Here is a 13,520-nt window from a genome sequence, read left to right on the forward strand (position 1 = left end):
CTCGCGGCGGTCCGTTCAATCGAGGAGAACGAACGCGAACGTCAGGACGGCTCCGATGCCCGCCAGCATCGAACCGCCGTACGTCGATGTAGCGTAGTTGAAGACCGACAGCGCCGTCAGCCCCGCGCCGAGCGCGAACAGGACAGCGTCCGACCCCTCCACGCTCACGCGCGCGTCCGGCACCGTCACGCTCACACCTCGCTACCGTCGACGACCGTCTCGCCGTCCGACTCGGCCGCCGCGGGAGCGTCCGTCTCCGACTCCGCTTCCTCGACGAACGTGAGACACTCGCCGGTCGAGGCGTCGAAGTAGTGGACCGAGTCGCGGTCGAACTCGACGCTCGCGTGGTCGTTCGTCTCCACCGGCACGCCGGGGTCGACGGAAGCCTTGATGGTCTGGTCTTCGAGGCCGAGTTCGAGGACCGTCTTCTCGCCCTGCGGTTCGACGACGTTCACGGTCACCGGCACTCCGTCGGGCCGGAGCGTGACGTGTTCGGGTCTGACCCCGATCACCACCCGCTCGCCGTCGCGGCCCGCGAGGTGTTCGCGGTACTCGGCGGGCACCTCGTGTTCGATGGGGCCGACGTCGAGGACGAGTCCGTCCTCGCGCCGTTCGAGGTCACCTTCGAGGAAGTTCATCGAGGGGCTGCCGAGGAAGTCGGCGACGAACATGTTCCGGGGGTTGTCGTAGACGAACGTGGGCGGGCCGACCTGCTGTATCTCCCCGGCGTCCATCACCGCGATCTGGTCGGCCAGCGTCATCGCCTCGATCTGGTCGTGGGTGACGTACACCGTCGTGGTGTCGAGTTCGTCGTGGAGTTTGTTGAGTTCGGCGCGCATCTGAACGCGGAGCTTCGCGTCGAGATTGCTCAGCGGTTCGTCCATCAGGAACACGTCGGGGTCCCGGACGATAGCGCGGCCGAGCGCGACCCGCTGTTGCTGGCCGCCCGACAGTTCCGAGGGTCGCCGGTCGAGCAACTCCCCGATTTGGAGGAGTTCGGCCGCGTCGGCCACCCGCTCCTCGATGACATCCTCGTCGGTGCCTTGCTGTTCGAGGCCGAAGCGCATGTTCTCCTCGACGGTCTTGTGGGGGTACAGCGCGTAGTTCTGGAACACCATCGCGATGTCGCGCTCGTACGCCCGCCGGTCGTTGACCACCTCGTCGCCGATGGCGATGGTGCCATCGGACGCGCGTTCGAGTCCCGCCACCAGCCGCAGGGTGGTGGTCTTGCCACAGCCCGACGGTCCGACCAGCACCGTGAAGCTCTCGTCGGGCACGTCGAGCGAGATGCCGTCGACCGCGACCACGTCGTCGAACTTCTTGACCAAGTCGGTGAGAGTGACTTCAGCCATCGATACCTCCGTCGGTAGTCGTGAGTTCCGAATTCATTCTTTGACAGCTCCTTGGGTGAGTCCGCTGACGATGTAGCGCTGGAAGAACAGGCCGAAGAGGATGCCCGGCAGCGCCGCGATTATTCCGCCGGCCGCCAGGTGGGCCCAGTCGACGAAGTCGTCGGCCACGAACAGCGACACCGCGATGGGCAGCGTCTGGGCCTGTTCGGACGACGTGAGCACGAGCGCGAACACGAACTCGTTCCACGAGAAGATGAACGCCAGGATGGCGGTCGCCGCGATTCCCGGTTTCGCCACCGGCAGGACGACCTTGAAGAAGCCCTCCCAGCGCGAACAGCCGTCGACCTGAGCCTGCTCGTCGAGGCTCTCGGGCACGCCGTCGAAGTAGTTCTTCATTATCCACACCGCGAACGGGAGGTTGAAGAACGTGTACGTCAGGATCAGTGCGATCTTCGTGTCGTAGAGGCTCCCGGTGAATCCGCCGATGAGCGGCGGGTTGCTCATGATCGAGAAGAACGGCACGATGAGCGCGATCGGCGGAATCATCCGCGCGCCGACGATCGAGAGCAACAGCGCCTTGTTCCCCAGGAAGTTGTACCGCGAGAACGTGTAGCCCGACAGCGTCCCCAGCGTCACGCAGACAACCGTCGTGGTCGTCGCGACGATGACGCTGTTGAGCGTGTACGCCTCGAACGGCCGGTTGGCGAAGATGTCGACGTAGTTCTGCCCGGTCGCCTGCTGGGGCAGGAAGTTGACGGGGAGGGAAAGCACCTCCGAGGTCGGCTGGATGCTCGTGATGAAGATGTAGTAGATGGGGAACCACACCACGAACACGTACACCGACAACAGTCCGTAGGCGACGAGTCGCTCCCGTCGCACCGCGGACCACTCGTCCGTCTCGGCGTCGACGCCGAACGGTGCGACGAGTCGGTCGAGGGTTGAACGTTTCGTGCTCATGTCTCGTAGGGAGTTTCGCCGAATACCTTGTACAACACCGCGACGATGCCGAACGTCACCGCGAGCATCACGACGCCGAGCGCGGCGCCCTCACCGGGTTTCGCGAAGACCTGCGCGGTTCGATACAGCCAGGAGGCCCACACCTCCGTGCTCTTGCCCGGGCCGCCCTGAGTCATGACCCAGACGAGGTCGAGCGCGCGGATGTCGAAGATGATGCGGATGGTCAGCGCGACCAGAATCGACGGTTTCAGGAACGGGTACGTGACGTTCCGGAACCGCGACCATCGGCTCGCGCCGTCGACCTCGGCGGCGTCGTAGAGTTGCTCGGGCACGTTCTGGAGGCCCGCGAGCAGGATGATGATGATGAATGGCGTGAACACCCACACGTCGGCGATGATGAGCGCCATCATCGCGAGCGTCCCGTCCGAGAGGAACGCGATCTTACTCCCGATTAGTCCGGACTGGACGAGCACACCGTTGATGGCGCCGTACTGAGTCTGGAACATCCAGCGCCACATCAGCCCGCTCATCACGTACGGCAGAATCCACGGCACGATTACCGCGGTCCTGAACCAGCCCCGGCCCGCGAGGTCCTTGTCGAGTAGGATGGCGATGCCGAGGCCGAGCAGGAACGAGATGGTAACGCTGAACCCGACGTAGACGACGGTGTGCCAGGTGTACGATATGAATTCGGGGTTGAAGGTGCCGAGCCACCCGCCGGACTGCAACAGCAGTCGCTCGAAGTTCCGGAGGCCGACGAACTCCCTGGCGCCCGTGATGGGGTTGGTCCAGAATAGGCTGGACCAGAACAGCTTCGCCGTCGGATAGACGATGATGCCGGCTATCCACAGCAGCGTCGGCCCGACCGTAAGCGGGACGAACAGTCTGTCTAACAACCGTCGCGTCGAACGTTCTGTCTGTGTCATCAGTGAAGTGAGAGACGTTAGTGCGGCGATACCGGCCGACTACAGGATGCCGATGTCCTGATAGAGGCGCTTGATGTTGTCCCGGGCCTTCGTGAGCGCCGCCTGGGGGTCCTTGTTGCCCAGGAGCGCCGGCGTAATCTGCTCGGAGAGGTAGTCGTCGACCTGCGGTTGGGCGAGGTAGGTTTCGCTCTTGGCGTGTTCGAGGTTGAACTTCATGTCGTCGAGCAGCCACGAGGGGTACTTCGACCGGAGTTCAGAGTCCTCGTAGACTGCCGGGACGACGGCCGGGTTACCCTCCACGAGCATGTTCGTCTTCGAGGACTGCTGGGTCGTCATGAACTTCGCGAACTTCTTGGCGGCGTTCTTGCGCTTCGAGAACGCCGACACCGAGATGCCGTTGGTGTCCTGGAACGTGGCGCGCGACCCGCCGGGACCTTTCGGCGGCTTGGCGCTGCCAAGTCGCTTCTTCCCCCAACCGTCGGCGTCGAGCGCCCGGGAGCCGAGCGGCGTCCACGACTCGACGGTGGCGTACTGGCCGGCGATGAACGCGTCGCCGACGCCGCCCTCGCCGAGGCTCGAGATGCCGTCCGGCAAGACGCCCGCCTTCCGGAGGTCGGTGAAGAAGTTGAGTACCTTCGTCCCGTTCTCGACGAACGTCGGCTTGTAGCTGTCGTCGAACAGTTGGCCGCCGGCCTGGTAGAGGTACTGCTTGAACGAGAAGACGTCCTTGTTGCCCCACGTGAACGCGAACCCGGACTTGTCGCCGCCCGACAGCTGTTTACCCATCTTCAGCACGTCGTCCCACGTGTCCGGCGGCGAGTCGAACCCCTTCTGCGAGAGGTACTTCTTGTCGTAGAGGTACGTGCCCCACTTGCCGAACTCGGGGGCCATGTACGTCTGGCCGTCGAACGTGACGAGGTTGGCGAGGTTGTCGGGGAACTTCTTCATGTGGGCGTCGCCGAGTCCCAGGGGTTCGAGCCACCCCGAGCGCACGAAGTCGGCGAGCCACCAGGTCGGCCCGTTGAATGCGTCGACCTTGCTCCCCTTGTTCCGCCAGATCGTGGTGAGGCTCGTCTTGAGGTTGTTCCAAGGGACCTCGTTGACCTCGACCTTGATGCCAGTTTCGTCCTGGAACCGCTGGATGTTCTTCTTCGTGCCGGGGTCGTACTGGAGACTCCCCGCGTTGTAGAACACGATTTTGTCGGCCATCTCGCCGCTGGACTTCGTGTTCCCGACCGTGGTGCCGCCGCCACCGGAACCGGACTCGGTGGTGGACTCGGTCGTCGAGGAATCGTTGTTCGTCCCGCTGCAGCCAGCCAGGGCGGCGACGCCGGCCGTTCCGGCGCCCGTGATGAATCGCCGCCGCGTGTGTGAACGCTTGTCTGCCATGGACGTTCCAAACACCGAGCAGTAGCTATTTAAAATTTGTGCATAAACGTTCAACTTCAGTCGTAAACATGCAATCGAAACGCCGTATTTGACCGATAATGCTCGCCGTCCGCCGGCACGAAGACAGGCGCGTTCACGTCGCGAGCGAAACAGGCAGTCGGGCCTCGCGGCAGGGCCGTGGACGCCCTGCCGGGCCACCGCCGAACCAGCGTCACGGCCGCCGCGACCGGTCACGGCCGCCGCTCACGTCGCCGTCCATGGGTCGCGCGAGCAGGCGCTCGGGTGCGAGTTTCGTCGCGGCGAAGTACGCCCGCTGCCGGCGGTTCCTCCCGAGCAGGCCGACGGGAGGTCGTCCCACAGGTGCTCGGGGTCGCCGTCCTCGTTCCGGCGGACGTAGGGAGCGACCGCGCTGTGGAGAACGCCGCGACGTTTCAGTTCACGCCGACTCTCCGCCAGCGTCGCGCGGCGGGTCGAACGCCAGCCCGTAGGATCGGGCGTTCGGCCGCCGCGCGGTCGACGCGCCGAACCGGACGCGTTCGAGGTCGACGTTACCGAGCGAGACGCCGACGCTGGCGAACGCCGGGTGCGACGAGAGCGGCCACGGCGACGGGAGCCCCAGCACCGCCGTCGGCGTCGAGAACAGCGGTTCCGAACGCTCGACGCGGAATAGGACACGGTCGACGCCCGAGGCGACCGATTCGTTCAAGCGCCCGGATTCGGCCCGCGGAGAAAAAGCGCTCCGGTCGACCGCAGTGGGTTCCAATTCGCAGCAGTTCGGTTACGCTCGCCGCGACCCGTTGACGTACGCCTTGCCGCCGTCACTCACGCTCAGCGAGGTAATCTCGCCCGAGAATCGGAAGGCGTCGCCGCCCCCGGCGGTGGCGCCGCGGACGGTCGACCCAGAGATGGTGTCCTCGGAATCGACGGTCACGTACTGGTCGTCGATGGGCGCGCCGCCCGCGCTCCCGTCCTTCTCGACCTCGCCGGAGACGGTGAATTCGTACTCGATGGTGTTGCTCCCGCCGCCGCCGAAGATGACCACGTGGTTCGAGAGCGGTTCGGACGCCTCGGTCGTCGTGGGTTGGTCGTCGGCCTCGGTCGTCGGTTCGGGCTCCTCCGTCTCGGTTTCCGTGGGTTGGTCGGTCTCCGTCGTCGGCTCCTCGGTTTCGGTCGCCGTCTCGGTGTCGGGAGCGTCCGACTGCTCGTCGGCGGGGTCGGCGGTTCGGGGTTGCTCGGCGCTCTCGGGGCTCTTCCGGAGGTTCGGCGACGCCCCGTCGCCGAGGTTCCACGGCCCGGCGAAGGGGTTCTCGGCGGTGTGGACCGCCGAGAGGCTCCCTTCCTTGTCGTAGAGTTCGACGGAATCGAGCGCGAAGGGCTTGTCCTCGTTCCAGGTCGGCGAGAGAGTCGCCTGGCCGCTGACGGACCCGAGCGAGCCGTAGTCGGTGCCCACGCCGTCTGCGTACATCGTGGTCGTGTGCGCCCGGACTTCGGCCCAGTCGCCCGAAACCCGGACGGTGCGGCCGTCGACGAAGGACATCGGGGTGCCGGCCGAGGCGTGCTGGCCGAACGCGTCGGGGGCGACCCGCCGGCCGTCGTCGTAGATTCGCACGGCGCCCGCCTCTCCGGCGCGGAGCGAGACGCCGAAGTTGATGACCTCGCCGGTGTAGCGGAAGGCGTCGGCGCCACCCGCGACGGTCCCCCGGACGATGGCGCCGTCCTGCAGTTTATCGTCGGGGTCGATGGTCACGTAGCGGTCGGCGACGGGGGAGTCGCCGCCGTCGCCGGTTTTCTCGATGGCGTCGCTGACGACGACGAAGTACTCGACGGTCCGGTTCGGACCGCCGCCCGAGACGAGGAGGTGCTTGCGGGGTTGCGCGGCCGCGAGTCCACTACCGCCCAGTACTCCGGCGACGCCGGTCAGGAACGCGCGTCGGTCGGTGTGCTTCATTGCCTCCTCTCGTCGGACGGGAATGGAGAACATAAATGAGGGAAACCGTTCGTAACTTGAGTAGACCTCCTCTGAAACTCAGTGGGACGAGTAAACCCCACCTTAACCGACAGTAATTCCGTGAGGGAACGGACATCGTGCGGCAGAGCCCGGACGACCGGTACGCCGGACGTTCGGGGCCCTCTCCGGAGGTGTGCTCCAAACAAATATGTTCGTTATCGGGGGCGTAAGTCCGACGGCGGCGGGTCGAATCGGCGAAGCGCTCGGGAAGTCGGGACGCGACCACTTGAGTCCTCGCGTCTCGCCGCACGGTCGTGATGAACGGTGTTACCGAACGACCCGCCGGTTCCGCCGGACGAACGACCCGCCGGTTCCGCCGGAACGAAGCACCTTTTCGCGTCGCGCCGCGTGGTGGCGAGTATGCCCGACCGAGACGACGCCGATGGCGCCGAGGACGCCCAGCACGCCACGAGCGACGCTTCGACCGCCGACGACCCCCTGTCGTGGGAGACGCTCTCCTCGGAAGTCGCCTACACCTGCCCGGGGTTCGACGTCAAACACGAGGACGTGCGCCTGCCCGACGGCACCGAAACCGACTTCGACTACCTCAGCGAACCCCCGAGCGTCTGCGTCCTCCCGTTCACCCCCGACGGCGACGTGGTCGTCATCGAGGAGTGGCGGCAGGCCGTCAAGCGCGTCAACCGGAGCCTCCCGGTCGGCGGGATGGAACCCGAGGACGACGACCCGACCGCGGCGGCCCGCCGCGAACTTGCCGAGGAAACCGGCCACGAGGCCGGCGAGGTCGAGTTCATGACCAGCGTCGAACCTGCCAACGGCATCGCCGACAGCCTGATGCACTTCTTCGTCGCCCGGGACTGCGAACCGACCGCCGAGCAGGACCTGGACCACAACGAATCGATTCGCGTCGACACGACCACGCCGGAGGCCCTCCGGGAACACGTCGCGGCGAACGAGGTCCGAGACGGCCGGACGACCCTCGCCGTGCTCTATCACGAATTTTTGTACGAATGACCTGTTTACCACACCATCTTTAATTTTGTTTGCGTTTTTACCCGTTTTGATGCAGAATAATAAAGTGGTTCTCCGCATAACGTCAGCGAACGATCTAGATGGCGTATCCACATAGCCCGCTGGTCGCATTCGTGGTCGGCGTGTTGGCCGTGATCGTACTGCTCGTCAAACTCGATCTACCCGCCTTCCTCGGCCTGGTCATCGCGGCGATCACGGTCGGCCTGGTCGCGCCCGACGTGGCGCTGGCGAAGATTCCCTCGAAGATCGCCTCCGCGTTCGGCGAGGAGATGGCCGGCATCGGGATCGCGATCCTGATGGCCGCGGTCATCGGCAAATCGATGATGGAGAGCGGGGCCGCCGAACGCGTCGTCCGGGCGTTCACCTCGATAACCGGGCGCGACAACGCCGAGTTCGCGCTGTGGGGGAGCAGTTCGTTCCTCTCGATTCCGGTGTTCTTCGACAACGTATTCTACCTGATGGCGCCGCTCGCCCGGTCGATGCGCGCGCGCATCGGCGACAACTACGCGCTCTACATCGTGGTCGTCGGCGCGGGCGCGGCGACGACCCACGTGTTCGTCCCGCCGACGCCCGGCCCGCTCGCCGTCGCGAGCGAGATCGGCGTCTCGCTCGGCGTCACGATGCTCGTCGGCCTCGCGGTGGCGATTCCCTCGGCGCTGGTCGGCGGCCTCCTCTACGGCAAGTGGATAAACCGCCGCATCGACATCCCGCTCCGCGACTCCATGGACACCTCCGGCGAGGAGCTCACGGAGCTCGCAGAGCGCTCGACCGCCGAGCTCCCCGGCGTCTTCGAGTCGCTGCTACCCATTCTGGTCGCCGTGGTGCTGGTCGGCGCCAACACCGTGATGACCACGCTCGGCGACAACTACGCCGACCTGCCGGGGACGTTCACCGCGACCGTCTCGCGGGCGACCGTCGGCGACCTGCGTGCGGTCACCGACTTCGTCGGCGCTCCCACCTTCGCGCTGACGCTGGCGGCGATGACGGCGGCCGTGACCTACCTCCGGTGGAGCGACCTCGACCGCACGGAGTGGTCCGAGGAACTCACCGACGCGCTTCGCAACGGCGGTAACATCGCGGCCATCACCGCGGCCGGCGGTGCGTTCGGCGCGATGCTCGCCGCGGCCGGCGTCGGCGACTACATCGCGAACGGACTCGACGACATCGGCCTGGGACTGCTGGTCACCGCCTGGACCATCGCCGCCGCGATTCGGGTCGCCCAGGGGTCGGCGACGGTGGCGATGCTCACCACCGCGGGCATCGTCGCGCCGCTGACGAGCCAACTCGCCGTCCACCCCGCCTACCTGGTGATGGCCATCGGCGCGGGCGGCAACGTCTTCTCGTGGTACAACGACAGCGGCTTCTGGCTGGTCAAGGAGATCGCCGGCCTGACCCAGGCGGAGACCCTGAAGACGTGGACCGCGTTGACGACCATCGTCTCGGTGACGGGGCTGATAACCGTCCTCGTCCTCTCGTCGCTGTTCCCGCTGGCCTGAGCGCCCCACGGCGCTCGCCGTTCCCGACCGTTCGTCGCACCCGACCGTTCGTCGTTCCCGACCGCTCGCCTGCAGGCGAGCGGTCGGGAACGGAACCCTTACCCCGATTCTCCGGTTACCTCGGGCCAATGACCAGAGAGCACTTCGAGATACGCGACCAGGACGCGCTGGGTCGCATCGGCGAACTGACGGTCCCGCGGGCGGGCGTGACCGTCGAGACGCCCGCGCTCCTGCCGGTGGTCAACCCCCACGTCAGGACCGTCGAACCCGCCCGGATGCGTTCGGAGTTCGGCGCCGAGATTCTCATCACCAATTCCTACATCTTCTACGGGAGCGACGACTACCGCGACGCCGCCCTGGAGCGCGGACTCCACGACGTTCTGGACTTCGACGGCGCCATCATGACCGACTCCGGTTCCTTCCAACTCGCGGAGTACGGCGAGATAGACGTGACCACGCCCGAGATTCTCGAGTTCCAGCACGACATCGGTAGCGACATCGGGACCCCGGTCGACATCCCGACCCCGCCGGACGTCCCCCGCGAGCGCGCCGAGGAGGAACTCGCCACGACCCAGGAGCGCCTCGAAGTCGCCGAGGGCGTCGACGTCGGCGAGATGCTCGTCAACGCGCCGGTCCAGGGGTCGACCTACCCCGACCTCCGAGAGACGGCGGGCCGCCACGCCGACGGGACCGACCTCGACGTGTTCCCGGTCGGCGCGGTGGTTCCGCTGATGAACGACTACCGCTACGGCGAGATGGTCGACGTGGTCGCGGGCGCGAAGCGGGGCCTGGGCGTCGACGCGCCGGTCCACCTCTTCGGTGCGGGCCACCCGATGATGTTCGCCCTGGCGGTGGCGATGGGCTGTGACCTCTTCGACTCGGCGGCCTACGCGCTGTACGCCCGCGACGACCGCTACCTCACCGTCAGGGGCACCGAACAGCTAGACGACCTCGACTACTTCCCCTGCTCGTGTGCGGTCTGCGCCGACCACACGCCCACGGAGTTGCGGGAGTTGGCCGACCGCGAACGCGAGGAACTGCTGGCCGAGCACAACCTCCACGTCACCTTCGAGGAGATGCGCACGGTCAAGCAGGCGCTCCGCTCCGGAAACCTGCTCGAACTGGTCGAGAACCGCGCCCGCGCCCACCCGGCGATGCTCGACGGCTACCGCGCGCTGGTCGGCCACGCCGACCAACTCGAACGCGAGGACGCGGCGTCGAAGGGCGCGTTCTTCTACCTCTCGGGCGAGAGCGCCCGGCGACCCGAGGTGGTGCGCCACCACCGCCGACTCGACCGCCTCGACCTCGACCCCGGCGACCGGGTGCTCCTGACCGAGGGCAGCCCGAGCGACCGCTACGACGAGTCGTGGAACGTCGTCGCCCCGTTCGGACCGTTCCCGAGGGCGCTCTCGGAGACCTACCCCCTGACCGCCGAGGTGCCCGAGCGCATGGACGCCGAGGGCTACCGGGCGGCGGCCCGCGGCGTGGCCCGCCTCGCCGAATCGAACCCCGAGACGGCGTTCACGCTGGCCCACCACGGCTGGCCCGCGAGCGCGCTGGAACTCGTGCCCGAGGACGTGGACGTTGTGGACCTGAGCGCCGAGTAGCGAGTTAATCCGACCGGAGCCATCGCGGTCGAAGAGCCTCGCGCCACGGACCGGTTCGGTCGGAAACGTCTGAGGCCATTCGTCTCCCCCGTTCGAACGTCCGGAAAGTAGAACCTTCGTTCCCGTGACACTCCGGGTCGATTAATCCTTGCATGTGCAAGGAACCGTCGCCAACTTCTATAACCCGCTTCGTGGTAGCCGACCCATGAGCACCATCGTCCAGTTGGGCGTTCCCGCCGAGGAGTTCGCGCTCCGGGAGACGCTCCCGAAGGTCGGCGACGTGGAGGTCCAGGCCGAGCGCGTCGTCGCCCACGACCGCGAGTCGGTGATGCCGTTCTGCTGGGCGACGGGCGAGGACCTGGACGCGTTCGAGGACGCGATGGCCGACGACCCGACGGTGGAGAACGAGCGCCGGCTTTCGGAGCTTCAGGACGGTCGTTTCTACCAGATGGAGTGGGTCGACGAGGTCGACGTGCTGATTCACTCGATAACCGAACACGGCGCCGCCATCCTCAAGGCTCACGGCGAGGGGAACCGCTGGCACCTCCGCATCCTCTTTCCGGACCGCGAGTCGTTCTCCCAGACCCACGACTACTGCCAGGACCGCGGGTTGGACGTGAACATCGAGCAGGTCCACGAACTCAGCACCTCCGGAGACGTCAGTCAGTACGGGCTGAGCGAACAGCAGTACGACGCGCTGACGACGGCGCTGGAGGAGGGCTACTACGAGGTCCCCCGCGACGCGTCAGCCCGCGACCTGGCCGAGGCCCTCGGCATCTCCCACCAGGCCATCTCCGAGCGCCTGCGCCGTGGGCACCAGAACCTCGTGTCGAACGCGCTGGTGATGGACAAGGAGTCCGAAGAGGAGTGAACCGAGGCGGCTCGGCGGCCCTCGCGGCCGCGAGGGCCGCCGGGCCGCGGGATCGCAACTGCGGGGACGTCCGCCGTGACTGCGGGAACGCCGGCCGGCGTTCGCAAGATAGTTGCCCCTCCCTGCCCGACCGAAGGGTATGACCGATTACTTCGAGGTTCACCGCCGCGACGGCCCGGCCCGCGTGGCCGAGTTGCGGCTATCGGAGTCGGTGACCACGCCCGCGATAGCCGACGGCGTGCTCGCCGACGCCGGAAGCCTCTGGACCGCAGACCGCGAGGTTCCCGAGGGGAGCGACGACGTCCTGACGGTGCTTCCCCACCGGGCGTTCCCGAGCGGCACCGACGAAGAGGTGATGGACTCGTTCGCGCCCGAGTACCCCGACGTCGACTACCCGAGCGCGGCCGTCGTCGCGCCCGAAACTGCGGGCGACTACGGCGCCGACGCCTACGTCCTCTCGGGCGCCCAGGGGTTCGTCGGCCACGGCGCGGGCTTCCGGGAGGCCATCGTCGAAACCCGCGAGGCGATTCCGGCCGACAGCGCGCTCTACCTCCCGGGCGTCGCCACGCCCGCGAACGTCGCCACGCTTGTCTCCGCTGGCGTGGACCTCGTCGACACCGACAAAGCCGTGGTCACCGGCACCGAGGGCAAGTACCTCACCACCGAAGGGAGCCACTACCTCGAAGACCTCTCGGAGTTGCCCTGCGCCTGCCCGGCCTGCCGAAAGCCCGTGTCGGAGTTCACCCGCGAGGACTGCGCCGAGCACAACGAGAACGCCCTCCGGGCCGAACTCGGCATCGTCCGCGAGCGCATCCGGGCGGGCCGCCTCCGTGATTACATCGAGGGGCAGGCCCGCCACGAGCAGTGGCTCACCGCCGCGTTCCGGGAGTTCGACCAGCAGTGGGCCTACGTCGAGGAGCGCACGCCCGTCATCCGGGACGCCGAACTCGCCGCGGCGACCGAGGACACCCTCCGGCGGGTCGAGATACAGCGGTTCGCCGACCGGGTGACCGGGCGCTACCGCAACCGGTTCGACAACCCCCTCGTCCTCGTGCCCTGCTCGGCGAAGAAGCCCTACAGCGAGTCCCAGAGCCACGGCCAGTTCCACGACGCCATCCAGTTCCGGGGCCACACCGTCTCGATGACCTCGCCCATCGGCGTCGTCCCCCAGGAACTCGAACTCACCTACCCCGCTCAGCACTACGACTCGGTGGTGACGGGACGGTGGTCCGAGGACGAGAAGCAGTTCGTCGCCGCGGTACTCCGACGCTACCTCGAACGCAACGACTACCCGCGAGTCATCGCCCACGTGCCCGAACACGGCTACCGCGACGTCTGCGAGCGCGTCGAGGCCGAACTCGGCATGGAGTTCGAGTACACGGTCGAGGACCACCCCACGACCACCGAATCGCTGGGCAACCTGATGCGGACCCTCGACGGCGAACTCAAGTACGGCAAGCGCGAGCGCCAGCACAACACCGTCAAGGCCATCGCCGACTACCAGTTCGGCGACGGCGCCGGCGACGCCCTGTTCGCCGACGTGCAGACCGAGAGCCGCTACCCGAAACTCCGGGTGCAGGACGCCGAGGGCACTCAGCTAGCCGCGATGGTTCCCCAGTACGGCGTGCTCTCGTTCACCCTCGAAGGTGGCCGCCACTGGGTCGAGTCCGACGCCCCGACCAAGCGGGTCGAGATCGACGATTTCGCACCCCACGGGAGCGTGCTCGCGCCCGGCGTGATCGACGCCGCCGACGACATCCGGGTCGGCGACGAGGTGGTCGTCGAGGGGCCGAGCGCGTTCGCGGTCGGTCGCGCGGAGATGACCGGCCCGGAGATGGCCGAGAGCACCCGCGGCATCGCGACCACGGTCCGCCACGTCGAGGAGAAGTGAGAGCATAACGCCGCCTTATCCGGGCAATAACCT

13 protein-coding genes are annotated in these 13,520 nt (G+C 67.0%); 5 read left to right on the forward strand and 8 right to left on the reverse strand.

What is annotated here, in order from left to right; genetic code table 11:
• Nucleotides 1-15: 15 nt before the first annotated feature.
• The 8 genes from NGM07_RS09125 to NGM07_RS09160 form a co-directional block, all read right to left on the reverse strand.
• Complete coding sequence (locus NGM07_RS09125) at nucleotides 16-189, reverse strand: hypothetical protein (protein ID WP_253519719.1); 174 nt, start codon at nucleotides 187-189, stop codon at nucleotides 16-18.
• Nucleotides 190-191: 2 nt separating this feature from the next.
• The gene (locus NGM07_RS09130; protein ID WP_253519722.1) at nucleotides 192-1,352 is read right to left on the reverse strand and encodes an ABC transporter ATP-binding protein; all 1,161 of its coding nucleotides are present in this window, start codon (nucleotides 1,350-1,352) and stop codon (nucleotides 192-194) included.
• Nucleotides 1,353-1,385: 33 nt separating this feature from the next.
• On the reverse strand, nucleotides 1,386-2,309 hold the full coding sequence (locus tag NGM07_RS09135) for a carbohydrate ABC transporter permease (RefSeq protein WP_253519725.1): 924 nt from the start codon (nucleotides 2,307-2,309) through the stop codon (nucleotides 1,386-1,388).
• Nucleotides 2,306-3,235, reverse strand: coding sequence for a carbohydrate ABC transporter permease (locus tag NGM07_RS09140; RefSeq protein ID WP_253519728.1), 930 nt, complete (start codon nucleotides 3,233-3,235; stop codon nucleotides 2,306-2,308). Before NGM07_RS09140 ends, NGM07_RS09135 begins: the two co-directional genes overlap by 4 nt.
• 39 nt (nucleotides 3,236-3,274) lie before the next feature.
• Entirely contained in the window at nucleotides 3,275-4,624 is a 1,350-nt protein-coding gene (locus NGM07_RS09145; protein ID WP_253519731.1) for an ABC transporter substrate-binding protein, read from the reverse strand.
• A gap of 211 nt (nucleotides 4,625-4,835) precedes the next feature.
• Nucleotides 4,836-4,982, reverse strand: coding sequence for a hypothetical protein (locus tag NGM07_RS09150; RefSeq protein ID WP_253519734.1), 147 nt, complete (start codon nucleotides 4,980-4,982; stop codon nucleotides 4,836-4,838).
• 78 nt (nucleotides 4,983-5,060) lie between these two features.
• The gene (locus NGM07_RS09155; protein WP_253519737.1) at nucleotides 5,061-5,330 is read right to left on the reverse strand and encodes a hypothetical protein; all 270 of its coding nucleotides are present in this window, start codon (nucleotides 5,328-5,330) and stop codon (nucleotides 5,061-5,063) included.
• A gap of 72 nt (nucleotides 5,331-5,402) precedes the next feature.
• Nucleotides 5,403-6,572, reverse strand: coding sequence for a hypothetical protein (locus NGM07_RS09160; RefSeq protein WP_253519739.1), 1,170 nt, complete (start codon nucleotides 6,570-6,572; stop codon nucleotides 5,403-5,405).
• A gap of 420 nt (nucleotides 6,573-6,992) precedes the next feature.
• On the opposite strand from NGM07_RS09160, the gene NGM07_RS09165 reads away from it, so the two are divergent.
• From NGM07_RS09165 to arcS, 5 genes are all read left to right on the forward strand, one after another.
• Nucleotides 6,993-7,604: an NUDIX hydrolase gene (locus NGM07_RS09165; RefSeq protein ID WP_253519742.1), complete on the forward strand. Its 612-nt coding sequence runs from the start codon at nucleotides 6,993-6,995 to the stop codon at nucleotides 7,602-7,604.
• Between the two features lie 98 nt (nucleotides 7,605-7,702).
• Nucleotides 7,703-9,118, forward strand: coding sequence for a GntP family permease (locus NGM07_RS09170; RefSeq protein WP_253519745.1), 1,416 nt, complete (start codon nucleotides 7,703-7,705; stop codon nucleotides 9,116-9,118).
• A gap of 128 nt (nucleotides 9,119-9,246) precedes the next feature.
• The gene (gene tgtA, locus NGM07_RS09175; protein WP_253519747.1) at nucleotides 9,247-10,725 is read left to right on the forward strand and encodes a tRNA guanosine(15) transglycosylase TgtA; all 1,479 of its coding nucleotides are present in this window, start codon (nucleotides 9,247-9,249) and stop codon (nucleotides 10,723-10,725) included.
• 205 nt (nucleotides 10,726-10,930) lie between these two features.
• Nucleotides 10,931-11,596 (forward strand): helix-turn-helix domain-containing protein, encoded by a 666-nt coding sequence (locus NGM07_RS09180; RefSeq protein WP_253519750.1) that lies wholly within the window; start codon nucleotides 10,931-10,933, stop codon nucleotides 11,594-11,596.
• A 139-nt stretch (nucleotides 11,597-11,735) separates the two neighbouring features.
• Complete coding sequence (gene arcS / locus NGM07_RS09185) at nucleotides 11,736-13,487, forward strand: archaeosine synthase subunit alpha (protein ID WP_253519752.1); 1,752 nt, start codon at nucleotides 11,736-11,738, stop codon at nucleotides 13,485-13,487.
• Nucleotides 13,488-13,520 lie beyond the last annotated feature (33 nt).

Source organism: Halorussus vallis (assembly GCF_024138165.1).
Taxonomy (GTDB): Archaea; Halobacteriota; Halobacteria; order Halobacteriales; family Haladaptataceae; genus Halorussus; species Halorussus vallis.

Coding starts and splice junctions, on each gene's coding strand:
- NGM07_RS09130 (WP_253519722.1), bottom strand. CDS start 1,352: ATGGCTGAAGTCACTCTCACCGACTTGGTCAAGAAGTTCGACGACGTG.
- NGM07_RS09135 (WP_253519725.1), bottom strand. CDS start 2,309: ATGAGCACGAAACGTTCAACCCTCGACCGACTCGTCGCACCGTTCGGC.
- NGM07_RS09140 (WP_253519728.1), bottom strand. CDS start 3,235: ATGACACAGACAGAACGTTCGACGCGACGGTTGTTAGACAGACTGTTC.
- NGM07_RS09145 (WP_253519731.1), bottom strand. CDS start 4,624: ATGGCAGACAAGCGTTCACACACGCGGCGGCGATTCATCACGGGCGCC.
- NGM07_RS09160 (WP_253519739.1), bottom strand. CDS start 6,572: ATGAAGCACACCGACCGACGCGCGTTCCTGACCGGCGTCGCCGGAGTA.
- NGM07_RS09165 (WP_253519742.1), top strand. CDS start 6,993: ATGCCCGACCGAGACGACGCCGATGGCGCCGAGGACGCCCAGCACGCC.
- NGM07_RS09170 (WP_253519745.1), top strand. CDS start 7,703: ATGGCGTATCCACATAGCCCGCTGGTCGCATTCGTGGTCGGCGTGTTG.
- tgtA (WP_253519747.1), top strand. CDS start 9,247: ATGACCAGAGAGCACTTCGAGATACGCGACCAGGACGCGCTGGGTCGC.
- NGM07_RS09180 (WP_253519750.1), top strand. CDS start 10,931: ATGAGCACCATCGTCCAGTTGGGCGTTCCCGCCGAGGAGTTCGCGCTC.
- arcS (WP_253519752.1), top strand. CDS start 11,736: ATGACCGATTACTTCGAGGTTCACCGCCGCGACGGCCCGGCCCGCGTG.